The sequence below is a fragment of the Cytobacillus sp. QJM3NY_8 genome (assembly GCF_056173585.1).
In genome coordinates this window covers 2717390-2739435 of sequence record NZ_CM149681.1, presented here as the reverse complement: position 1 = coordinate 2739435, position 22046 = coordinate 2717390, and the positions used below count along the sequence as shown (strand labels likewise).

The window sequence follows — 22046 nt, the reverse complement described above, 5'->3', positions numbered from 1 at the left end:
AAACCCGTAGTGAGAGTCCGAACCCGGGCCAACTTCGGACAGAGAAATCGAAAAACCTGGTGTGAGAGTCCGAACCCGGCACACCTTCGGACAGAGAAATCGAAAAACCTGGTGTGAGAGTCCAAACCCGGTGCACCTGCTGGAAAACTCAGCATAATAAAAAGACGATTTTCCGCATCTCTTAGGAAAATCGTCTTTCTCATTAACCTCGTTTTGTAATCAGTATCCAGATATATAATAGTATGGAGATCCCTACCGAACCGGCTGCTGTCATATAAATGCTGCTGTAGCCGAACAAATGGGCGATTTGGCCAAAGACCATTGCACCTATCCCAACTCCAAGATCAAAAAAGGAGAAGAATGTTGCATTAGCCATCCCGCGCCGATTGGCAGGCGCTTCTTTTACAGACCAGGCCTGAAGGGCAGGCTGGACTGATCCGAACCCTAGACCATAAAAAATGGCCGCTATATACATGATCATGCTGTTAGGCAGCCATGCCAGCAGGAACATGGCTGCTAAAATCAGCACCGCACCAGGTAAAAACACAGCCTGATGCCCCCGTTGATCATATAATCTGCCGGCAAACGTCCGGGAAATCATTAAGGCAATCGCAAACAGCAGGAAATACCAGTGTATTCCGCCTATGCCTTTTTGGGCAGAGTATATTGGAAGAAACGAAGCGATGCCGCCGAAGGTAACGGTAATGAAAAATAAAAGAAATGATGGCCTTAAGGCACTTTTTTCATAGATATCCCATCGCTTAAGGGGAACACTTTGTTTTTCAGCCTGCTTGTAGTTGATTCTAGATGACAATACCAGTGCGGCTAAACCCAGCAGGGCACAAATTAAAAATAAGAGCTTGAAAGATATAACTCCGGCAAGCGCCAGTCCCAGGGTGGGGCCGAAAGCCAGGGCTATGTTCCCGGAAAGACCGAAGTAGCCCATCCCTTCCCCGCGCCGCTTAGCAGGTATCAAATCGGTGGCAATCGTTCCGGAGGCTGTAGTTGAAAAACCCCATCCAAATCCCTGGACAATCCTTAAGACAAATAAGAAGATTAAACTATTAACAAATCCAAATGAACCAACCGAAAGAACAAAAATCGCAAGACCCGTTAAATAGACAAAACGCCTTCCCTTTGTCTCCAGCATATGTCCTGCATAAGGACGCAATAGCAGAGCAGAGAATGTAAAGATGCCGACTACAATCCCGATCAGCTGGTCATTCCCTCCCAATTTTTCAACAAAAAGAGGGATCGTGGGCAATGTCATTTGAAATCCGAGAAAAATAAAAAAGTTGGACATCAATATGAGCACAAAATCTCTAGACCAAATCTTCTCAGAGCCTGCATTCTGTTTTTTTGCTATAGTTTGAGCCATATAAATCCTCCCAAAAACGATGTAAAATGATTAGGAAACCTAAATATTTTTCTATTATAAATGAAAACAAATGGAAATTCTAATGAATGCCACTTTAAGGAGGAGTCAAATGAAGATTAGAGAAAGAGGAGTAACGATTGGAAAACTGCAGCCTGGCAAAAAGAATTGCATTACAGATGTAGAAGGGGTCATGGTAGGCCAAATCACTCTGCACTATCCTCTCAATGATAATGACCAATATGTCTGTACTGGTGTAACCGCAGTTTTGCCTCATGGCAGAAATTTATTCCGTGAAAAGGTCCCGGCAGCGAGCTATGTCATCAATGGCTTTGGAAAAACGACTGGTCTGGTTCAGGTTGAAGAATTGGGCATGATTGAATCTCCCATTATGCTGACAAACACATTTGGAGTTCCGGCGGTTACACATGGAACCCTGGAACACATGTTACGAACCACTCCTGAAATTGGAGACACAACTGGAACGGTCAATATTGTCGTTGGTGAATGCAATGATGGGTATCTAAATTCCATTCGTGCACTTCCTGTGAAACCGGAACATGCAATAGCAGCCATTGAAAATGCCAATTCGGAAAGAACGGAGGAAGGTGCGGTCGGAGCAGGAAAAGGCATGGTATGTTTCGGATATAAAGGCGGAGTAGGGGCGTCATCGCGGGTCATAAGCGAAGAACAAAGCTCAAAAGACTACATAATCGGGTGCCTGGTGGTCACCAATTTTGGCAATAAAGATGAATTTCCATTCAGGAAATACGGCCTGTCAGAAATTCCGCAGGAAACCAAGGAAACGCCCGATGGCTCGATTATGATCATCCTTGCCACGGACGCACCAGTCAGTGACAGGCAGCTGAAAAGGCTTGCCAAGAGATGCGGTATTGGCCTCGGCCGGACAGGAAGTCATTACAGCAACGGCAGCGGGGATATTGTCATTGCTTTTTCAACTGCCAGAACCATTTCTCACCAGAGCACTGAACACGTTGAATTTGCCCATTTGATCAGAGACGACCATCCGCTTATGAACAAGCTTTTCCAAGGTGCTGCCGAATCCGCGGAGGAAGCAATTCTCAATTCCTTATCCCAGGCAGAAACGACGAAAGGGAGGCAGGAAAGAGTGGTCGAGGGTATGTTTTCATAAGACATTTATCTACATTCTAAAAAGTCTATCTTTTCAGTTAATTACTTGATATAATGATGGATAAGTGAAAATACCAGGTGAGGGCGCCTTAATAGGTAAGCTGTTTTATGGCTTATTCTGTTAAGGCGCCTTTTTGTATGGAGTGAATGTAACCGCTTACTGTAATAAGCTGAGTTGGTGCATACCACTCCCTATAATCGAAGGGAGGCAATTTATGTTTACTTGTACACTAAAGAATGAAACCTATCAATTCCGTTCAATTTCAGATGTTTTGGCAAAAGCCGGTGAGGAGAAATCAGGGGATAAAATGGCAGGCATTGCTGCCAGATCTTCTCTTGAACGAATGGCAGCCAAAGTGGTGTTAAGTGAGATAACACTAAAGGAAATATATGAAAATCCGGTTATTGCATATGAAAAGGATGAAGTAACCCGCATCATATATGATGATCTTAATCTTTTTATTTATAAGGATATCGCAAACTGGTCTGTTGGAGAATTAAGGAATTATATTTTATCCCACCATACCAGTACGTCGGATTTGTTCAGAATCAGCAGGGGTCTGACGAGCGAAATGATTTCTGCTACAGCAAAGCTGATGTCGAGCATTGACCTTGTAATGGCATCGCAGAAAATCAGGCCAACTGCGCATTGCAACACAACAATTGGCGAGTCTGGACGCCTGGCATTCCGCTGCCAGCCTAATCATCCCATTGATAATCCCGAGGGTATTCTTGCATCAATGAAAGAAGGTCTGTCCTATGGTTCGGGTGATGCTGTCATAGGTGTGAACCCCAACAATGACTCTATCGAATCAGTCTCGAGAATTTTACATATGACTCATGATTTTATTCAAAAGTGGGATATCCCGACGCAGAACTGTGTTCTTGCCCATATTACAACCCAAATGCATGCCCTCAAAAAAGGTGCCCCTATAGCTCTTATGTTCCAAAGCCTTGCTGGTACACAGGCGGCAAATGATGATTTTGGAGTTTCAAAGGAAATTCTTGATGAAGCCTTTCAGCTGATGGCCACACAAGGGACATCAACTGGTCCGAATCAGCTATACTTCGAAACTGGCCAGGGATCGGAGGTATCGCTTGATGCCCATCTTGGCATAGATATGCAGACACTCGAAGCCCGTACCTATGGATACGCCCGGCATTGGAAACCGTTCATGGTTAATAATGTATCCGGTTTTATCGGGCCTGAGACGATTTATGACGGCAAACAAGTGATTCGTGCAGATCTCGAGGACCTTTTTATGGGGAAAATGCATGGACTTCCAATGGGGATAGCCCCTACATATACAAACCATATGCAGGCAGATCAAAATGATCAGGAAATCGCTGGTATGCTGACTGCTCTTGCCGGTGCGAATTTTTATATGGGCGTGCCTGGCGGAGACGACGTTATGCTAAGCTATCAGGATACCAGCTATCATGATGATGCAAGCTTAAGAGAAATGCTTGGGCTCCGCCCTCTTCGCGAATTTGAGATATGGCTTGAGAAAATGGGAATTATGGAAAATGGCAAACTAACCGAACGAGCGGGAGATTTATCAATTTTTAAGTAGGAAGGGGGAATCAGTAATGGATATTCAGACAATCGTGAAGCAGGTAATGGAAGAACTCCAAAAAGGAGGGCAAATAAAAAACAGTCCTATTGTAAAAGAACCTGCAGAAACAAAGGAATCAAAGGGCCGCAATATAAATTATGAAAAGAGTAGCCAAGTAGGTGTAGAACAGCCAGCCAATCGGGAAGAGATCGAGAGGGTGCAATCCATTACGCCTGCCAGGATTGGGATTGGACATACTGGAACACGAATGAAAACAAAGAATTACCTGGAATTCAGGATAGATCACGCAGCAGCCCAGGACGCAGTGTTTAAAGACGTTTCTGAGGATTTGCTGAAGGAGTTAAAGCTGCCTGTGCTCTTTTCAAAATCTGAAACGATGGACCAATACTTAATGGACCTGGACAGCGGGAGGCAACTCAATGAAACATCCAGAAAATGGGCTGCAGAAAATCTTCCGAAAAATAAACAGGTGCAAATCATTGTATCCGATGGACTGAGTTCAACAGGTGTTGAGGCAAATATAAGAGATCTGCTGCCAGCGCTTGTCCAGGGGTTAACATCGAAAAAGATTACCATTGGAGATCCTGTTTTTATAAAGCGGAGCAGAGTTTGGATTCAGGATGATTTAGCTTCTATTGTCAATTGTGATTGCATTATTTCACTCATAGGAGAAAGGCCAGGATTGGCAACTGCTAAAAGCATTAGTGCCTACCTGATATACCAGCCCAATGAGGATACTGTCGAAGCAGATCGCACTGTTATCAGCAATATTCATGAGGGAGGGGTCCCCCCTGTTGAGGCGGGTGCCCATCTGGCTGATTTAATAGAGGTTATATTAAAGCATAAAGCGAGCGGTGTAAAATTAGCACAGCTTAAGTAGTATAGGAAGGCAGCAGGATTACATTTTTTCCAGCTGCCTTTTCCATTATCCAGGATAATTCCATAACTGTACCAAATTTCCTATTAAACAATTGAAAACGATGTTGACATTCTTCGGCATTCCCTTTAATATTTTTATATATTCTGACATTTTTAAATACTTATTGGGAGATCTCCGTCTATGCCAAACTTCTCAGTCGAAGAGCTATGCACTCTTCATACAAGTCTTTCAAAAATGGATGTCGAAAGAATTAAAGAGGTCTCTGCCAATCTCTCATTAATCGCCGATCTGAACCAGGCAAACGTTTTTGTTGATTGTCCTACTAAAGAAGGTAAACATGCGATAGTAGTAGCTGAAGCCGCCCCAAATACTGCTAAATCCGTTTATCAGAAGCCTGTCGCAGGAAAGTTCGCCTATGAAGCTTTTGAACCCGCCGTTTTATATACCCTGAGGACAGGGAAAAATATGTTTCTCAATCGCGCCTTGACACAGGAGGGCAAGACGGTAGAACAAAGCGTGGTGCCGATTAAAGGCTCAGAGGACCGTGTCATCGGGGCACTGATTATGGAGAAGGACATCAGTGAGAAGCTGCAGCGGCAGCTCAAATTGGAAGCGTTATCAGAAGCGACTGAAACCTTGAGCGGTATACTCATTGGAATGGCAGAAGACCGGCCGATCATCCCAGAGGTAATTGAGGAATCACTATTCTTTATTGACCATGAAAATAAGGTTGTTTATAACAATCCTTCAGCAACTAATCTCATACACGAAATTGGCAAGGAAAATTGCAGGCCCGGCGTCCCGCTGATTGATTGTTTTCCCTGTATTCAAGAAATTCTTAACGAGCCGGAAGAGCTCCTTGTAAAAGAAATGAAAATGATGAATAAGGTATTCCGTGTTAAGAAAATAAGTCTTGATCTTGCCGGTAAGTCGGATGGAACCTTCATCATACTTAAAGACCTGACAGAGCTCAGGGAAAAGGAACGGGAGATTGCTGTTAAATCTGTGGCCATACGGGAAATCCATCACCGTGTTAAAAATAACCTGCAGACTGTTGCCAGCCTTTTGAGGCTCCAGATGAGAAGGGGTGTGCCGGAAGAAAGCAAGGTGCATTTCGTGGAAAGTCTGAACCGCATCTCGAGTATTGCTTCGGTGTATGAAATTATTCTCTCGAGCTCAAGTGTAGATGAAGTAGATATATACAGCCTAATAGAGAAAGTTGGCAATATGCTGGTCCATGAAGCAAAACACGAGCAGAAAAAGATACATATTCAGTATAGGGGACCAAAGCTTTTAATCGACTCTGAAAAAGCTGTATCCCTGTCTCTGGTCATCAATGAACTTATACAGAATTGTGTAAAGCACGCATTTAAACATATGCATGAAGGAATAGTCGAGGTCTGTTTCGAGTATTCGAATGATGAAATTAAGGTTGAAGTCATCGATAACGGTGAAGGGTATTCCCCGGAAGCAAAACCTTCTCTAGGCTTAGATATTGTGAAAATGATGATCGAGCACGACTTATCCGGTCATTTTTTAATCGAACGGGCTGAAACAGGGACTATTGCAGCTGTGCAATTTCCCTTTGAAAGGAAGGCGGAATAGCTGTGAAAAAAAGAATAATGGTTGTGGAGGATGAATCGATTGTCCGCATGGACTTAAGCTTGATGCTACAGGACGCTGGATATGAAGTAGTTGCTGAGGCAGGCGATGGTGAAAGAGCGGTCGAGCTTGCTCTTTCATTAAAGCCTGATTTAATCCTGATGGATATCAAGATGCCTAATCTGAATGGACTAAAAGCAAGTGAAATCATTTCCAATAAAATCAATACACCCATCCTGATCCTAACAGCATACAGTCAGCGGGAATATATTGATAAAGCCAAACAGGCAAATATACTCGGCTACCTTGTTAAGCCTGTTAATGAAGCCAGTCTGATTCCAGCTGTTGAAATTGCGCTCAGGCAGGCTGAGAATGCAAATGCATTCCGGGAACAGGTGGAATCCATGAATCAAAAATTAAATGAAAGAAAAATAGTTGAAAAAGCAAAAGGCATTTTAATGCAAAAGTTTAACATGCATGAAGAAGATGCTTTTAAGAAAATGCGAAAGATCAGCATGAACAAACAGGTTACACTGGAAAATGTGGCAAAGCGTATCATAGTAAAATATAACGCTTAATATCTTTTACAAGTGGATAGAACAGGCAAAGGTGCCATGCGTCTGCAAAAGCTGACGTGCGGCACCTTTTTGTCTTTTTACCTATTTTTTTACTATCAAACTGCTGTTTATCCTATGTTCTTGTAAAGAAGCTGCAGGATTCCGTTAACATATAAAACTTTTTAGGGAGGGATTTATGATGGAAATGGTAGGTAAAATCGTTATTTACATTATCATGGCCTGTGCTGTGGCTGGAGCTTTTGCAGCCATCCGCAACAGTGATGAGGGGTTAGGCAAGCAATTTATGGAGGGGCTTCATGCTGTTGGCCACATTTTTGTACCGGCTGCCGGGATAATGGCTTCCATTCCATATTTATCGTGGTTTATCGATAAGGTCTGCGGTCCATTTTTTGCTGCGATCGGGGCAGATCCTGCAATAGCTGCAACTGCCATATTGGCAACCGATATGGGCGGCTACCAGTTAGCTGAAGTGTTAAAGCAAACACAGGAAGGCTGGATCATGGCGATGATTGTCGGTTTTATGGCGGGGGCAACCATTGTTTTCTCCATACCGATGGGCCTGGCTATGCTTGATAAGAGAGACCATAAATATATGGCTCTCGGGGTGATGTCAGGCGTTCTGACCATTCCAATCGGTGCTTTCATTTCAAGTGTGATTATTGCGGTTTCCAGCTCAAGTTTCAGGGATTTCATTTCCACCTCCGGCGAGGCGAAATATCAGTTCGCGCTTGGTTTGGGACAAATCTTATTGAATTTAAGTCCGCTTTTAATCTTTGTTGTCCTGATTGCACTGGGGTTATATTTCCTGCCGGATTTAATGATCAACGGGTTCATGTGGTTTGGACGTATTTTAGATGCGGGAATTAAGCTGGTTTTGGTATTTTCCATCGTGGAAATTTTTACTGGATTATTCACAACAGTATTTGGAGGATGGGGCTTCCACCCAATCATGGCGGATTCGGAGGATCAGTTCCGGGCGCTTGAGACTGCCGGCTATATTGGAATCATGCTTGCCGGTGCATTTCCGATGGTTTATCTTCTTCAAAAGTATGCCGGCGGCCCGCTGGAGGCACTTGGCAGTAAAGTGGGATTAAGCAAGGAAGGCAGTGCAGGGATAGTTGCCACAATCGCGAACATCCTTGCGATGTTTAAATTGGTCAGAACAATGCCGCCTAAAGATAAAGTCATTAATATTTCCTTTGCAGTCTGTGCCGCCTTTTTACTTGGTGACCATTTATCCTTTACAGCAAATTTCCAGCCAACATTAATCCTTCCGATTATAGCCGGTAAAATTTCTGCTGGAATCATCGGAATTGGTTTAGCATACTGGCTGTCTGTACCTAAGGCTTTGGAATTGGAGAAAAAAGACCGTGAATCTGGCATTATCGGAAAAGATGAATATTTAACGAAAGAAGAAAAGGTTAAAAAAGCAATATAAGCAGGAGTCACCTGGGAGGGCCTAAGCAATGAATGAAGAAAAAAAACGATTTATTCAAGAATTTGTGCCGGGAAAACAAGTAACACTCAGCCACTTAATCGCAAATCCCGATCCGGATATGTTTGAAAAACTGGGGATCCAGCAGGCAGGAGCGTTAGGTATTTTAACACTGACACCAAGTGAAACGGTTATTATTGCAGGAGATCTGGCGACCAAAGCGGCAGACGTGCAGATCGGGTTCCTGGACCGATTCACAGGCAGCCTTGTAATTGTAGGAACCGTATCAGCTGTGCAAATGGCCATGGAGGAAATCAACCGCTTTTTATCTGAAACACTGAGGTACACTCCTTCGGAAATAACTAAATCATAAGGAGCTGTATATAGAATGTCCAAAATGAACAGAGCGATGCTGATCGGTTCCATCGGGGCTGGAAAGTCGACTTTAACAAATGCTCTTCTTGGCCGCAAAGCGGTAGCGGTTAAAACACAGGCCCTGAACTATTATGACTGGATTGTGGATACGCCGGGCGAATATACAGAGAATCCATTTTTCTATAAAAATATCATGGCTACGGCACTCGAAGTGACCCATGTACTATATTTGCAGGATTCTACAAAGCGGAAAACCATTTTTCCGCCAGGTTTTAGCAATGGGTTTAATAAGCTGCCAATTGGAGTCGTGACAAAATGCGATTCTGATCAAGCGGATGTAAACTCAGCAATCAGCCAGCTTAGAAATGCAGTTCCCAAAGGGCCTATTGTCATTACCTCCTCTATTTCCGGAAAAGGAATAGATGAAATACGGTGCCTCGTGAAATGCCATTCTCTTCAGGAAATGCAGGATTATGCAGATTCATTGCCGGATGATGTCGTAATTTTCAGATGAAACCCTTTACAAAACGAAGATAATAGAATATATTTTAAATATACAAAAAAATAGATTAGGCAAAGGCGCCTTGTATGAACAACCAATTAATGGTTGCTCATATGCGGTGCCTTTTTTTATTTCCTGCATAATTGTTAAATTGCTACAGTAAGGCGGGGATCATGTTGAAGCGTTACGATGCACAAAAAGAGAATATAATCAGCGCAGGAATCGACATCGGAACGAGTACGACCAAACTCGTCATCAGCAGATTTTCTCTCATGAATATGGCTGGCGGAACCCATATGCCGCGAATCGAAATTATCGAAAAGGAAGTGCTTTACCGGAGCCCGATTTACCGGACTCCTCTTCTAACCGCTTCATCAATAGATATTGAAGCTGTAGAGAGGCTTGTCAGAGAGGAGTATACTACTGCGGGAATCCGGCCGGCTGATATTAAAACAGGGGCTGTCATTATTACAGGAGAAACGGCAACAAAACAGAATGCCGAAGAAATGGTCCATTACCTATCTGACCATGCAGGAGATTTCCTTGTCGCCACTGCCGGTCCTGATTTAGAAGGAATCATTGCTGCAAAAGGTTCAGGAGCTTATGAATTATCCAAAAGGACTGGAAAAACTGTGGCTAATATTGATATTGGCGGAGGCACTGCCAATGCTGCAGTTTATCATTCAGGAAGGCTGTGCGGAACATGCACCCTGCATATCGGCGGCCGGCTGATTGAATTTACAGACGGCAAAATAAATAGTATTTCTCCTCCTGTTCAACAAATCCTTCGGCAATGGGGAGCTGATTTAAAAAGAGGGGACAGCAGAAGTCACCCTATCATCGGAAAACTGACAGACTACATGGCAGAAGCAATTGCCCGAATGCTAAGGAAGGATCTTCTAAAGGATGATTTGCCTTTGCTTCTGGGACATGATCCAAATTGGACAGAGGAGATAGATTACATCATGTTTTCAGGCGGGATCGGTGAATGCTTGTACCACTTTGAGAATGCTGATTCCTCTCCTGCCCAGTACGACGATATTGGAAAACAGCTGGCACAGTCATTGCAAAATTGCCGTGAGCTGGCCTCCTTTAAATGGGTGGAACCGGATGAAACGGTCAGGGCAACAGTTCTCGGGGCAGGTACACAAACGACAGAAATCAGCGGTGCGACCATCCATGCTGAAGGCAATGAACTGCCAATTCGCAATTTGCCCGTCTATCAGATCCGGTTTGATTACAATTTGGAAAAAGGTCTCCATAAGATTCAAGAAGCAGTAAAAAAGGCGGTGGAAATTTATGACCCTCAGAAGGAGGGACAAAATTTCGCCCTGTATTTAACGGCTCTGCCATATTTGGGCTTTCGTGATATTCAGGAGTTATCTTCAGTCTTGCTGAAATCCTTAGAAGCAAAGCCGATTCCGGAACAGCCGCTTGTTGTCGTATTAGAAAGCGACCATGCTAAAGTCCTTGGCCAGACGATTAAAGTTCAGGAAACAAGGCAAAGTATCGTATGCATCGACCAGATTAAGGTAGAGCATGGAGATTACATAGATATCGGCCACCTGCTTCAAACCAATGTAGTACCTGTTGTCATTAAAACATTGACATTCCATCGGTAAGAAAGGGGGGATTATTTATGAAGCTGCAAACGAGTCATTTAGGAAATGTGTATCAATTCGAAAATCTAAAAGATCTATTTGCAAAAGCAAATGAAGAAAAATCAGGGGACCGCCTCGCGGGAATCGCAGCGGAAACCGTCCAGGAAAGAATCGCCGCCAAATTGGTTCTAAGTCATTTAACCCTATCTGATATCCGAGAAAATCCTATGCTTTCGCCTGAAGAGGATGAGGTTTCGAGAATTATAGAAAGCGGGATGAATGAACCCGTCTATCAGAGCATAAAAAATTGGTCAGTTGCTGAACTTCGTGAATATATCCTGGACGATGACACTACAGGAGAAGATTTAAAAAGAATCGGCAGGGGATTGAACAGTGAGATGATCGCCGCCGCTGCAAAAATCATGTCTAATCTTGATCTTGTTCACGCGGCAAACAAAATCGAAATACTATCCAAATGCAATATAACGATTGGATATAAAGGAACATTGGCTTCCCGTCTGCAGCCTAATCATCCAACCGATAATGTGGATGGCATGATCGCATCCCTCAAAGAAGGTTTATCCTACGGCATAGGGGATGCAGTGATTGGAATTAATCCAGTGGATGATTCGGTTGAGAGTGTAAAAAGATTGCTCCATGCCACACATGCTTTTATCAAGGACTGGGGAATACCAACACAAAACTGTGTGCTTGCACATGTAACAGCTCAAATGAAGGCTATAGAACAGGGAGCACCTGCAGATATGATCTTCCAAAGCATAGCCGGAACAGAGGCTGCCAACCGATCATTCGGAATTACTGCCTCACTTCTTGAGGAAGCAAATGACATGGCAAGAACTCTCGGCACCGGCACCGGGCCACAGCGTTTATATTTTGAAACGGGCCAAGGTTCAGAGCTTTCCGCTGAAGCGCATTTTGGAATGGATCAAATGACACTGGAATCGAGAAATTACGGCTTTGCCCGGCATTATGACCCTTACATCGTAAATACAGTGGTAGGTTTCATTGGGCCGGAGTATTTGTACAACAATAAGCAAGTCATCAGGGCCGGGCTAGAAGATCATTTTATGGGAAAAATGCATGGCATCCCTATGGGTGTTGATATCTGCTACACGAATCATATTAAGGCCGATCAAAACGATATCGAAGACCTTGGCGTTCTGCTGACAGCAGCTGGAGTGAATTTTATTATTGCTGCCCCAATGGGGGATGATTGCATGCTCAATTATCAATCCATGAGCTATCATGACGTTGCCACGCTTAGGCAGACGATGAATAAGCAGCCATCTCCAATATTCAGGGATTGGCTTGAGAAAATGGGAATCTTCGAAAATGGAAAGCTGAGCAAAATCGCAGGCGATCCAACCATTTTTTCACGATAGGAGTTGAAATGAATGAATCCTGAACTGATTGAAAAAGTAACACGCCTTGTAGTTGAAAAACTTCAATCGCAGCAAACCTCTGATGTGAAAGGGCAAGAAAGCAGCGCAGGAGTAAAATTTTGGAAACATACATCAAACCCCAGCACACAACCATCCAAGATGGCAGTGGAGGTGATCAAGGCTGGAAAAGAGGATACAGACAGTCTAATAAAAATTAAAAGCTATCAGAATACAAATGCTCTTAAAATGACCTCAACAGTTAAAGCGAGTCATGATAAGAACGAAAATTATTCAAAAAAGGCAGGCATTGATCATCCGGCAGATCCAGTAGAGCTGGAGGCACTCAAGAGCAAAACACCTGCAAGAATCGGGGTGGGAAGAGCAGGAACAAGACCGAAGACAGACACATGGCTGAAATTCCGCTTTGACCATGCAGCAGCAGTCGATGCTGTCTTTGGAGATGTAAATGATGAGCTTATAAACCATCTTGGACTCTTTAAAGTCAATACGATGGTAAATGAAAAAGAAGTGTACATCCGAAGACCCGATTATGGCAGAAAGCTATCAGAAGAAGCCAAAAAAATCATTCTTGCTAAATGCCAAAAGGGACCGGCTGTTCAAATCATTATGTCTGACGGGCTTAGCTCAAGTGCGATTGAAGAAAATGCAGAGGATGTATATCTATCCCTTCAGCAATCATTAAAAAGTTTAGGCCTCGATATGGGGACCCCTTTTTATATCGAAAAAGGCCGAGTGGCTGTTATGGATGAAGTAGGCGAGCTCCTGAAGCCCAAAGTAGTTGTTTTATTGATTGGCGAGCGTCCTGGTCTGGTCAGTGCAGAATCACTGAGTGCCTACCTTTGCTATGAACCCCGAAAAGGAACGATCGAAGCTGACCGGATGGTAATTTCCAATATACATAAAGGCGGAATTCCTCCCGCAGAGGCTGGCGCCTATCTCGGAACGGTCATCCAAAAAGTTTTAAAGTATGAAGCAAGTGGTGTATCGCTCGTGAAAAAGGAAGGGTAGGAGGCAGAAAAAATGGGATTAGAACGCATTCACGCTGATATATTGGCTGTTCGGGTGATTCCTAACGTGGACCAAGAGCTTGCAAAGCAGTTTCAGCTTAAGCCCCATCACCGAAGCCTGGCGATTTTCACCTCAACAGTCGATGACGTAGGCTATACCGCACTCGATGAAGCTACTAAAAGAGCTGATGTCGAAGTGGTTTATGCCAGGTCCTTTTATGCGGGTGCTGCTCATGCTTCTGGGCCATTATCAGGTGAAATGATTGGAATTTTGGCAGGGCCGTCTCCTGATGAAGTCAAAAGCGGTATGGAGGCTGTCCTCCAGACAGCTGAATCCGATGCTTATTTTGAAGCGCTTGATGAGGAAAAAGCGCATGCCATTTATGCACATGTTGTTTCCAGAACAGGGTCCTATCTGTCAAAGGAAGCAGGCATCAAAATCGGAGAGCCTATAGCGTATTTAATAGCCCCTCCTTTGGAAGCCGTTTATGGACTTGACGCTGCTCTAAAGGCAGCGGATGTTGAAATGGTTAAATTTTTCGGGCCGCCTTCGGAAACCAACTTTGGCGGGGGACTGCTGACCGGCTCTCAATCAGCATGCCAGGCAGCAGCTGATGCTTTCCGGGATGCCATTATGGAAATTTCTCAGAACCCTATAAAATACTAATTCTTTCAAAATATCCTGAAAGGAGCGTGGAATCTTGCAATTTGATCATGATCTTCAATCCATGCAGGAAATGCGGGATGCGGTAAAGCGGGCCAAGGAAGCGCAGTTTAAGTATATGGCCTTTACGCAGGAGCAGGTTGACAAAATCGTCAAAAAAGCCGCTGATGCTGCTTATGCCAAGTCACTTTACCTTGCCCGGATGGCGGTAGAGGAAACAGGGATGGGCATTGCCGAGCACAAAAAAATTAAAAACGAAGTCGGTTCCAAGGCTGTCTATGAGTCTATCAAAGATGAAAAGACAGTAGGCATCATACATGAGGACCGGGTAAATAAAGTATCGGAAATAGCTTATCCTTACGGTGTCATTGCAGGCATCATTCCAACGACTAACCCTACTTCAACAGCCATTTTTAAAGCACTGATTGCTCTAAAAACAAGAAATGCCATTGTCGTGAGCCCACATCCAAGGGCAGTGAAATGTACAGTTGAAGCTTTAAAAATTGTGAATGAAGCAGCCATACAGGCAGGTGCACCCGAAGGATTGATTGGATGGATCTCAAAGCCTTCAATGAGTGCAACAAACGAATTAATGAAGCATCGCGACATCAATCTCATTTTAGCAACAGGAGGCGGCGGACTGGTCAGGGCTGCATATAGCTCAGGTAAGCCTGCCTATGGAGTAGGGCCTGGAAATGTGCCTTGCTATATTGAAAAAACCGCTAAGGTGGACCAGTCGGTGAGAATGATCATTGACAGTAAATCTTTTGATAATGGAACGATTTGCGCTAGTGAACAATCGATTGTCGTCGATCGCAATATCAAAGAAATGACCATGAGAGAACTGAGAAATAATGGGGCTTATCTCTTAAATAACCATGAAAAAGCGGCGTTGGAAAAAGTCATTTCGCCTTCACCGGGAAAGCTGAATCCGGATATCGTCGGTCAAAGTGCTGTTAAAATCGCAGCCATGGCCAGTATCCAAGTCCCTGAAGAAACAAGAGTTTTAATTGCTGAAGAAACTGGAGTAGGCAAAGACATACCATTTTCAATTGAAAAACTATCTCCGGTTTTTGCCCTTTATACAGCGGAAAGCTGCCAGGAGGCAAAAGATATCTGCCTGCAGCTGCTCAATTTGGGCGGAAGAGGGCATAGCCTCTCAATTCATACGAATGACGATGCAGTGGCTAAGGATTTTGCTCTTGAAATGCCAGTTTCAAGAATGATGGTCAACACGCTCTCGTCTATTGGGGCTGTTGGGGCGACAACCGGATTGATGCCTTCTCTGACTCTGGGATGCGGTTCATTCGGCGGCAACATTACCTCTGATAATGTAACAGCACGCCACCTGATCAATATTAAAAGAATGGCTTATGGTACGAAAGAAATCACCATCCCAAAACCGGCATCATCATCTTCTAAAGCTGAAAAAGAACTAGCCGGCAGCCCGGATGTTGATCATATTGTTAATCAAGTTCTCAAGCAAGTATCGCCAGATGGCGAAGTGGATGCAAAGATGATTGCCGACATGGTCAATCAAGTGATGAAAAAATATCAAACTAACTAATTAGGAGGAAATAAAAATGGCTAGAGAATTAACTGCATTAGGCATGATCGAAACTAAAGGGCTGGTTGCTTCAGTGGAAGCTGCAGATGCTATGGTGAAGGCTGCGAATGTTCATTTAGTTGGAAAGGTACATGTAGGGGGCGGTATTGTTACGGTGCTTGTGCGCGGTGATGTAGGTGCTGTCAAAGCGGCAACGGATGCGGGAGCTGCAGCAGCACAGCGTGTTGGAGAATTGAAATCTGTTCATGTCATTCCTCGTCCTCATAATGAATTGGAGAGCATTCTTCCAAAAATTGATGCTGAGCTTTAATACAAGATTACTAAGTTAGGAGCTTAAATCCATGAACGAGCAAGCCATTCAATCGATTGTAGAGGAAATCGTCTCAAGGCTAAAAGATTCCTCAGGAAAAGATCATTCAATTCCAATGGCTGTCTCTGCCCGGCACTGTCATTTAAATCAAAGAGATTTGGAGATTCTTTTTGGAACAGGCTATCAGCTTACCGAAAAAGCTGATTTATCTCAGCCTGGCCAATTTGCTGCTAACGAAACTATAACCATCGCAGGACCAAGAGGAAGCCTTGAAAAGGTGCGCATTCTTGGTCCTGCCCGCAATATGACCCAGGTAGAGGTCAGCCGTACTGATTCGATCAAACTGGGGCTGAAACCCCCGCTCCGCGAATCCGGGAAAATAGAAGGATCTTCACCTGTAACTCTGATAGGACCCAAGGGCAGCATTTATAAAAAAGAAGGTCTTATTATCGCGCAGGCACACATTCATATGGCTCCGGAAGATGCTGAAACTTTCGGCGTGAAAAATGGGGAATACGTTAAAGTTGAGGCAGAGGGAGAACGTCCAATATCCTTTGGAAATGTGTTAATTAGAATCTCACCCCGGTATAGACTTGAAATGCATATTGATACTGATGAAGCCAATGCAGGACTGATTACCGGTAAAACAGCTGGCAGGTTAGTAAGGCAAGAGGAAAGATTATGATTGACCGGCATTTAATTGAACAAATAGTTGAAGAAGTGGTAAAAAATTTATTTGGTGCCAAATCTGCTCCAAATTCTAAAGCTAAACATAATATCCTCGCAGTTGGAGATTTAGGGAAAGTCGATCCAAATATATTAGAAGTGTTAGAGGAAAACTGGAATGTCCTTCCTTATGACTTTAGCGAAGAAGCTGAGCTGCATAATGTTATGAGGGTTATTTTTCTTGATGCTTCCCAGGACTTGTTTGTGAAAGGGGCACTGGGCATTTGCGATACACCGGAAAGCGAGCTTCTCTCAGCCTGTATTATGGACTATGTCCCTGTTACCTTAATTCCGAAAACAAAACTTTATAAAATCCTGAATGGAGAGAAAAAAACAAACGGGGAGTATTCTTTAAGCTTAATGGAGTATAAGGAAAAGCTGTTAAAGTTCGGGGTTGAAATCAATAGCCTGGAAGATTTTGCAGCGCCAAAGCCTATCAGCGCAGATCAGCCTCTCTCAAAGAAGCTGATCACACAAAGAGATGTTCAAGAATGCAAAATGAATGAAATCCTCGCAGATAAACAGACCATTATAACACCTTTAGCACGCGATACAGCACGGGAATTGGGAAAAAGCATCATTGTAATGGATACAAAAGGGGCTGAAAACACATGGAAATGGGAACGGTAATCGGCAATGTATGGGCCACAAGAAAAGAAGATAATTTAACGGGCCTGAAATTTTTGGTTGTCGAGCCTCATGGTCTTTCAGCAGCAAAATCATTCGTTGCGGTTGACCGTATTGGGGCAGGAGTCGGTGATCAAGTTCTCGTTACGCGTGGAAGTTCGGCTTCAAATATGTCCGGAGATATAAGATTGCCAATTGATGCATTGATTATTGGAATTATCGATTCTGTTGACGTTGAAAAGAAAGAGGTGAAATAGGATGGCAAGAGCACTAGGCATGATTGAAACAAGAGGGCTTATTGGGTCCATTGAAGCAGCAGATGCCATGCTGAAAGCTGCTGATGTTACTTTGGTGAAGCAGGAAAAAGTGGACGCCGCTTTAGTAACGGTTTTGGTTCAGGGGGACGTAAGTGCTGTTCAGGCTGCTGTGGATGCAGGTAAGGAAGCAGCAGCCAGAGTGGGTGAACTCGTGTCAGCGCATGTTATACCTCATCCTGATGAAGATATCAAGAAAGCTTTATTAGATGACAGGAAACCAAAGGAAATGAAACAAGAGCCAGCTCCTGAAGCACCCCCCGTAAAAAAGGGAGCCAGCAAAAAGAAACAGATATCTGCGGCGGAACTGGATAGCGTTGAAGATAATTAAAGTACTCCACTAGTACGATGAAATGGAGGAACAGCCATGACTTTTAAGAGAAGAAAGATTGCCGTAATCGGGTCAGGCTTTACGGGTGCGACAGCAGCATTGATGCTGGCCCAAAAAGAATTGGGAGACATAATCTTAGTTGACATACCTTCACAGACGAACCCAACAAAAGGCAAGGCCCTGGATATGCTTGAAGCTGGACCGATTCAGCGCTTCAATGCCAGCATAACCGGCACTTCAAGCTATGAAGACATTCAAGATGCCGATTTAGTATTGATTACTGCCGGAATGCCAAGAAAACCAGGAATGAGCCGGGACGATCTTGTCGCTGTAAATGAAAAGATTATGATCGAAGTTTCTCAAAATATAAAAACATACGCCCCGGAAAGCTATATTATTGTGTTAAGCAATCCTGTCGATGCAATGACCTTTGTCTGCTATAAAACTACTGGTTTTCCGAAAAATAGGGTAATCGGCCAATCGGGAGTATTAGATACAGCCCGATTTAATACGTTTGTGGCTCAAGAGCTGGGAGTTTCCATTGAAGATATTTCAGGTTTTGTCCTGGGCGGTCATGGAGATGATATGGTTCCGCTGGTCAGATATTCGTATGCTGGCGGCATTCCACTGGAGAAAATACTCCCTGCCGACCGAATCAAAGCGATTGTGGAAAGAACCAGAAAAGGCGGAGGAGAAATTGTAAATCTGCTTGGCCAGGGAAGTGCCTATTATGCTCCTGCAGCTTCAATGGTTGAAATGGCAGAATCGATTCTGAAAGATAAAAAACGAATCCTTCCTTCAATTGCCTATTTGGAAGGTGAGTATGGATACAGTAACATCTATCTGGGAGTGCCTACAATCCTGGGCGGAAATGGAATAGAAAGTGTCATTGAAATTCCATTGACTGCCGATGAGAAAAAAGCTCTTGATCAATCTGTTAAGTCAGTACAAAATGTAATGAGCATACTTGAAACAGCCAAAGCGTAAGAGGGCTGACTTGTGAGGAAATTATTTTTTCTCACGAGTTAGCTTTTTTGTATTTTGTTTAAACTGTTCACTAACCGGGTACATTGTATTTAACAAGCTTAGCAGCTGCTGACAAAATTTCCAGTAAAAAATGATTTGAATAATCTGAAAACTTCTGTTACAATAGAAAAAAGGTCAAGGGGTTGATTTTAAATGGAAAAACGTCTACTTAACTCGCCGCAACAGTCTGAGGAAAACGTGTCAGTGTTAGCAGAACAAGTCCTAAATCAAGCTCTTAAGGAATACCGAAAAGAAAAGCTTCGCGAAAAAATTGATGAAGCATTGACTAGCCGAAACAAGGAAGAATTCATCCGCTTAACAGATGAATTAAAGAAGATTTCTTAGAAAGCCCACAATTAATAATGTAAAAAAGGCAGCCTGTTCGAAAGAATGGGGCTGCCTTTTGTTGTTTAATATATTTTAATGAATGATTGAGAAAGCCCAATTTTAAACAATGAAAAGCTTCAGCATAATTGCTTGCAAAATCCAGAACAGGAAGGAAACAATAGCAGTCAAAAAAACTAACTAAGGCTTAAAAAAAGAGCAGTAAAGAAAAATGGTGGTTAATCTGATGGATTAACGACGAAATTGAGTGGAGTAAGGCCAAAATGCTAGTTAATCCAATGGATTTACGCCGAAAAAGAGAGTAGTAAAGCAAAAATGGAAGTTAATAGGTAATTCAACACCTAAATAGAATATAGATAAAAATCCCGTTGTTATAACCGCTGTCAATAATCCGAAAATCAGGAGTCCTCAAAAAATCATCGTCATAACGGTACCACCATCCCAAAATAAGAACCCAATTCGAAAATTTCTAACACCACCAGCTGTTTCACCAAACTGTTCCACATCGTTCCAAAATGAAACGCTGAAACACTCCTCTAACAAACAAACCTTTGTAAGAAAGACATTCAACCTTGGCACGGAAATTGCAACAATACTCATTAGCAAGATATAAATCAGAAACGATAAGGGGAGGAAGCTATGTTTGAAGAAAAATTGGATTTAAGATTGCCGGGGCCGGTTCAGGTTCCGAAAGAAATACAGCGTGCCATGCTAAGAAGTTTCGATCACCCCATGATGGATTACCGGAATCCAGCCTTCCAGGATGTACTTCAGGAAACGACTGAAAAGTCCAAAACGATATTCCAGACTGAAAACCTGGTGATTCCGCTTACCTCAAGCGGAGCTTCCGCCCTTGAAACAGCAATTATTAATACGGTTGGCCCCAATGATACGATCATCCTTTGCGTTGTTGGCTATTTTGGTGAGTACCTTCAGGGAATTACAGACCACATTGGCTGCAAAACCGTCCGGGTCGATGCGGAATGGGGAAATATTGTCGATCCTGAGGATGTGAGAAAAGCATTAAAGGAAAATCCTGAGGCAAGAGCTGTTTTTGCGACACATTGTGAAACATCCACCTCTGCAATCAACAACATAAAAGAGATTGCAGCAGTTGTAAAAGAAACAGATGCCATATTCCTCGTTGATGCTGTCAGCTCGATAGTCGGCACACCCCTATATATGGACGAATGGGGCATTGATATAGTGGCAACTGGAGGACAGAAAGCTTTAATGCTGCCTCCAGGACTTGCATTGATTACTTTGAGTGAAAAAGCATGGAATACTGTAAATAATCATCAGTGCCCATCCTTCTATTTTGACCTTAAACTTTATAAAAAAGGCCTGGAATCAGGAACTGGAACACCTTATACCCCAAATATATCACTTGTATGCGGGCTGCTTGAGGCCTGCAATATGATAGAAAGAAGCGGAGGAATAGAAGCTGAATATAAAAGGCATGCTGCACTTCGGGATATGACAAGGGCAGGGGTAAGGGCTTTAGGTCTTGAATTGCTGGTGGATGACTCGGCTGCCAGTCCAACCCTGACAGCCGTAAAATTAAATAATGCCGATGAATTCAGAAAGATGATGCGGGAAGAATTCCATATCGCATTGGGAGGCGGTCTTGGAAAGGTGAAGAATCAGATTTTGCGTCTCGGCCATATGGGATATACGGATGCGGCAGATATGCTGAAGATGTTTGCTGCAATGGAGCTTGCTTTATTGAAGAGCGGATACGAAGTGGAGTTAGGTGCAGGAGTTTCCGCCGCACAGCGGCATTGGCTCGAAAATCCATACTGTTAAATTTCTGGTCCTAAGGAGACGTGAGCCGGGTGAATATATTTGAAAAACGACTCGCTGAACTGGCAAATCTCCCATCAGTTACTCCAGGGGATCAGATCAATGTGATCCCAGATTTCCTATTCGTCAGCGGCCAAAATCCCCTTAATGTTATCAAAGGATTTATCAGACAAGGGTACAAAACCGTTAAAAATCCGGCCAAGATTCTTTTTTCTTATGGAGATGCGAAAGATGAAGCCATCCGTAAGTTCTGTTTAGGAAAAGGAATAAGACTAATAGATTGCGATTTGGCCCAATATTTCCGTTCAGAAAATATTCCGCTGAATGGAATGCTTATTGCAGGAATAGATGAGGATATTAAGTGTCTTGGAGGAAGGGGGGCCATTCCCATTGTTATCTCGCCGGATTCAATGGCGGCTTGCCTGGCATCCGGATCATTTAGTATGTTCATACCTGAAACGACTTATATTGAAATCAACGGAGCCTTAACTGGAAAAGGAAACGGAAAAATGCTCTGCACCCATCTGCTGGACATTTTTGAGGACAGTTTAATAGGAAATGCAGTGATTATAGGAGGTACGGTTTTTGAACAGCTGAATGATAAGGACCTTAAGGATCTCTCTTATTTTTTTCAGCTTTCCGGCACAGCAGCGGGGATGTGTTCACCAGATGGCCCGTTTGGCCAGGTTGAAGGCGTGATTAAAATAAAATCAGAAACTATTCTGATCTAATTTATCAAACAAATAGACTGATTATTATGAAAACTTACCGAAATTTTCCTTGGCATCTGATAAGATAAACTTAATATAATTATAAAACTTGTCC

At 43.3% G+C, this 22046-nt stretch carries 23 protein-coding genes; 22 read left to right on the top strand and 1 reads right to left on the bottom strand.

Translation table 11 applies throughout. The annotated features are described in order from the left end of the window. Positions 1–202: 202 nt before the first annotated feature. Positions 203–1378: an MFS transporter gene (locus tag AC0VZ9_RS14245; protein WP_009334372.1), complete on the bottom strand. Its 1176-nt coding sequence runs from the start codon at positions 1376–1378 to the stop codon at positions 203–205. 109 nt (positions 1379–1487) lie between these two features. On the opposite strand from AC0VZ9_RS14245, the gene AC0VZ9_RS14240 reads away from it, so the two are divergent. The 22 genes from AC0VZ9_RS14240 (at position 1488) to AC0VZ9_RS14135 (ending at position 21952) form a co-directional block, all read left to right on the top strand. Beyond that, a complete protein-coding gene (locus AC0VZ9_RS14240) occupies positions 1488–2528 on the top strand; it encodes a DmpA family aminopeptidase (protein WP_071156087.1) in 1041 nt (346 codons plus the stop codon). A 214-nt stretch (positions 2529–2742) separates the two neighbouring features. Next, complete coding sequence (locus AC0VZ9_RS14235) at positions 2743–4101, top strand: ethanolamine ammonia-lyase subunit EutB (RefSeq protein WP_475396361.1); 1359 nt, start codon at positions 2743–2745, stop codon at positions 4099–4101. 16 nt (positions 4102–4117) lie between these two features. Next, positions 4118–4984: an ethanolamine ammonia-lyase subunit EutC gene (gene eutC / locus AC0VZ9_RS14230; RefSeq protein WP_009334375.1), complete on the top strand. Its 867-nt coding sequence runs from the start codon at positions 4118–4120 to the stop codon at positions 4982–4984. A gap of 180 nt (positions 4985–5164) precedes the next feature. Then, entirely contained in the window at positions 5165–6589 is a 1425-nt protein-coding gene (locus AC0VZ9_RS14225; RefSeq protein WP_019383124.1) for a sensor histidine kinase, read from the top strand. A 2-nt stretch (positions 6590–6591) separates the two neighbouring features. After that, positions 6592–7164, top strand: coding sequence for an ANTAR domain-containing response regulator (locus AC0VZ9_RS14220; protein ID WP_009334377.1), 573 nt, complete (start codon positions 6592–6594; stop codon positions 7162–7164). Between the two features lie 178 nt (positions 7165–7342). Continuing rightward, positions 7343–8602, top strand: a complete 1260-nt coding sequence (gene eutH / locus AC0VZ9_RS14215; RefSeq protein WP_019383123.1) for an ethanolamine utilization protein EutH — start codon at positions 7343–7345, stop codon at positions 8600–8602. Between the two features lie 28 nt (positions 8603–8630). Then, positions 8631–8972: an ethanolamine utilization microcompartment protein EutS gene (eutS, locus tag AC0VZ9_RS14210; RefSeq protein ID WP_009334379.1), complete on the top strand. Its 342-nt coding sequence runs from the start codon at positions 8631–8633 to the stop codon at positions 8970–8972. A 15-nt stretch (positions 8973–8987) separates the two neighbouring features. Continuing rightward, on the top strand, positions 8988–9488 hold the full coding sequence (locus tag AC0VZ9_RS14205; protein WP_009334380.1) for a EutP/PduV family microcompartment system protein: 501 nt from the start codon (positions 8988–8990) through the stop codon (positions 9486–9488). A gap of 161 nt (positions 9489–9649) precedes the next feature. Beyond that, the gene (locus AC0VZ9_RS14200) at positions 9650–11098 is read left to right on the top strand and encodes an ethanolamine ammonia-lyase reactivating factor EutA (protein ID WP_475396360.1); all 1449 of its coding nucleotides are present in this window, start codon (positions 9650–9652) and stop codon (positions 11096–11098) included. A gap of 17 nt (positions 11099–11115) precedes the next feature. After that, positions 11116–12480, top strand: coding sequence for an ethanolamine ammonia-lyase subunit EutB (locus AC0VZ9_RS14195; protein WP_009334382.1), 1365 nt, complete (start codon positions 11116–11118; stop codon positions 12478–12480). Between the two features lie 12 nt (positions 12481–12492). Beyond that, positions 12493–13509, top strand: a complete 1017-nt coding sequence (gene eutC / locus AC0VZ9_RS14190; protein ID WP_475396359.1) for an ethanolamine ammonia-lyase subunit EutC — start codon at positions 12493–12495, stop codon at positions 13507–13509. Between the two features lie 12 nt (positions 13510–13521). Continuing rightward, the gene (gene eutL, locus AC0VZ9_RS14185) at positions 13522–14175 is read left to right on the top strand and encodes an ethanolamine utilization microcompartment protein EutL (RefSeq protein WP_009334384.1); all 654 of its coding nucleotides are present in this window, start codon (positions 13522–13524) and stop codon (positions 14173–14175) included. A gap of 34 nt (positions 14176–14209) precedes the next feature. Next, positions 14210–15739, top strand: a complete 1530-nt coding sequence (locus tag AC0VZ9_RS14180) for an acetaldehyde dehydrogenase (acetylating) (RefSeq protein WP_009334385.1) — start codon at positions 14210–14212, stop codon at positions 15737–15739. Positions 15740–15755: 16 nt separating this feature from the next. Continuing rightward, the gene (locus tag AC0VZ9_RS14175; protein ID WP_009334386.1) at positions 15756–16049 is read left to right on the top strand and encodes a BMC domain-containing protein; all 294 of its coding nucleotides are present in this window, start codon (positions 15756–15758) and stop codon (positions 16047–16049) included. Positions 16050–16080: 31 nt separating this feature from the next. Beyond that, a complete protein-coding gene (locus tag AC0VZ9_RS14170; RefSeq protein WP_009334387.1) occupies positions 16081–16734 on the top strand; it encodes a phosphate propanoyltransferase in 654 nt (217 codons plus the stop codon). Next, a complete protein-coding gene (locus tag AC0VZ9_RS14165) occupies positions 16731–17405 on the top strand; it encodes a hypothetical protein (RefSeq protein ID WP_475396358.1) in 675 nt (224 codons plus the stop codon). Before AC0VZ9_RS14170 ends, AC0VZ9_RS14165 begins: the two co-directional genes overlap by 4 nt. Next, complete coding sequence (locus AC0VZ9_RS14160; protein ID WP_019383115.1) at positions 17387–17659, top strand: EutN/CcmL family microcompartment protein; 273 nt, start codon at positions 17387–17389, stop codon at positions 17657–17659. Before AC0VZ9_RS14165 ends, AC0VZ9_RS14160 begins: the two co-directional genes overlap by 19 nt. Position 17660: 1 nt before the next feature. Continuing rightward, complete coding sequence (locus tag AC0VZ9_RS14155) at positions 17661–18047, top strand: BMC domain-containing protein (protein ID WP_009334390.1); 387 nt, start codon at positions 17661–17663, stop codon at positions 18045–18047. Between the two features lie 36 nt (positions 18048–18083). Continuing rightward, positions 18084–19034, top strand: a complete 951-nt coding sequence (gene mdh / locus AC0VZ9_RS14150) for a malate dehydrogenase (protein ID WP_217024666.1) — start codon at positions 18084–18086, stop codon at positions 19032–19034. A gap of 192 nt (positions 19035–19226) precedes the next feature. After that, a complete protein-coding gene (locus AC0VZ9_RS14145; RefSeq protein WP_009334392.1) occupies positions 19227–19418 on the top strand; it encodes an IDEAL domain-containing protein in 192 nt (63 codons plus the stop codon). Positions 19419–20057: 639 nt separating this feature from the next. Further along, positions 20058–21224: a pyridoxal-phosphate-dependent aminotransferase family protein gene (locus AC0VZ9_RS14140; RefSeq protein WP_475396357.1), complete on the top strand. Its 1167-nt coding sequence runs from the start codon at positions 20058–20060 to the stop codon at positions 21222–21224. Positions 21225–21253: 29 nt separating this feature from the next. Continuing rightward, positions 21254–21952, top strand: a complete 699-nt coding sequence (locus AC0VZ9_RS14135; protein WP_009334394.1) for a hypothetical protein — start codon at positions 21254–21256, stop codon at positions 21950–21952. Positions 21953–22046: the final 94 nt, after the last annotated feature.

Bases quoted from the DNA above. Each gene is read 5' to 3' on its own strand.
- mdh (WP_217024666.1), top strand. From the start codon at position 18,084: ATGACTTTTAAGAGAAGAAAGATTGCCGTAATCGGGTCAGGCTTTACG.
- AC0VZ9_RS14225 (WP_019383124.1), top strand. From the start codon at position 5,165: ATGCCAAACTTCTCAGTCGAAGAGCTATGCACTCTTCATACAAGTCTT.
- AC0VZ9_RS14175 (WP_009334386.1), top strand. From the start codon at position 15,756: ATGGCTAGAGAATTAACTGCATTAGGCATGATCGAAACTAAAGGGCTG.
- AC0VZ9_RS14235 (WP_475396361.1), top strand. From the start codon at position 2,743: ATGTTTACTTGTACACTAAAGAATGAAACCTATCAATTCCGTTCAATT.
- AC0VZ9_RS14170 (WP_009334387.1), top strand. From the start codon at position 16,081: ATGAACGAGCAAGCCATTCAATCGATTGTAGAGGAAATCGTCTCAAGG.
- eutL (WP_009334384.1), top strand. From the start codon at position 13,522: ATGGGATTAGAACGCATTCACGCTGATATATTGGCTGTTCGGGTGATT.
- eutC (WP_475396359.1), top strand. From the start codon at position 12,493: ATGAATCCTGAACTGATTGAAAAAGTAACACGCCTTGTAGTTGAAAAA.
- AC0VZ9_RS14245 (WP_009334372.1), bottom strand. From the start codon at position 1,378: ATGGCTCAAACTATAGCAAAAAAACAGAATGCAGGCTCTGAGAAGATT.
- AC0VZ9_RS14160 (WP_019383115.1), top strand. From the start codon at position 17,387: ATGGAAATGGGAACGGTAATCGGCAATGTATGGGCCACAAGAAAAGAA.
- eutC (WP_009334375.1), top strand. From the start codon at position 4,118: ATGGATATTCAGACAATCGTGAAGCAGGTAATGGAAGAACTCCAAAAA.
- AC0VZ9_RS14240 (WP_071156087.1), top strand. From the start codon at position 1,488: ATGAAGATTAGAGAAAGAGGAGTAACGATTGGAAAACTGCAGCCTGGC.
- AC0VZ9_RS14145 (WP_009334392.1), top strand. From the start codon at position 19,227: ATGGAAAAACGTCTACTTAACTCGCCGCAACAGTCTGAGGAAAACGTG.
- AC0VZ9_RS14140 (WP_475396357.1), top strand. From the start codon at position 20,058: ATGTTTGAAGAAAAATTGGATTTAAGATTGCCGGGGCCGGTTCAGGTT.
- AC0VZ9_RS14165 (WP_475396358.1), top strand. From the start codon at position 16,731: ATGATTGACCGGCATTTAATTGAACAAATAGTTGAAGAAGTGGTAAAA.
- AC0VZ9_RS14205 (WP_009334380.1), top strand. From the start codon at position 8,988: ATGTCCAAAATGAACAGAGCGATGCTGATCGGTTCCATCGGGGCTGGA.
- AC0VZ9_RS14200 (WP_475396360.1), top strand. From the start codon at position 9,650: ATGTTGAAGCGTTACGATGCACAAAAAGAGAATATAATCAGCGCAGGA.
- eutS (WP_009334379.1), top strand. From the start codon at position 8,631: ATGAATGAAGAAAAAAAACGATTTATTCAAGAATTTGTGCCGGGAAAA.
- AC0VZ9_RS14195 (WP_009334382.1), top strand. From the start codon at position 11,116: ATGAAGCTGCAAACGAGTCATTTAGGAAATGTGTATCAATTCGAAAAT.
- AC0VZ9_RS14155 (WP_009334390.1), top strand. From the start codon at position 17,661: ATGGCAAGAGCACTAGGCATGATTGAAACAAGAGGGCTTATTGGGTCC.
- eutH (WP_019383123.1), top strand. From the start codon at position 7,343: ATGGAAATGGTAGGTAAAATCGTTATTTACATTATCATGGCCTGTGCT.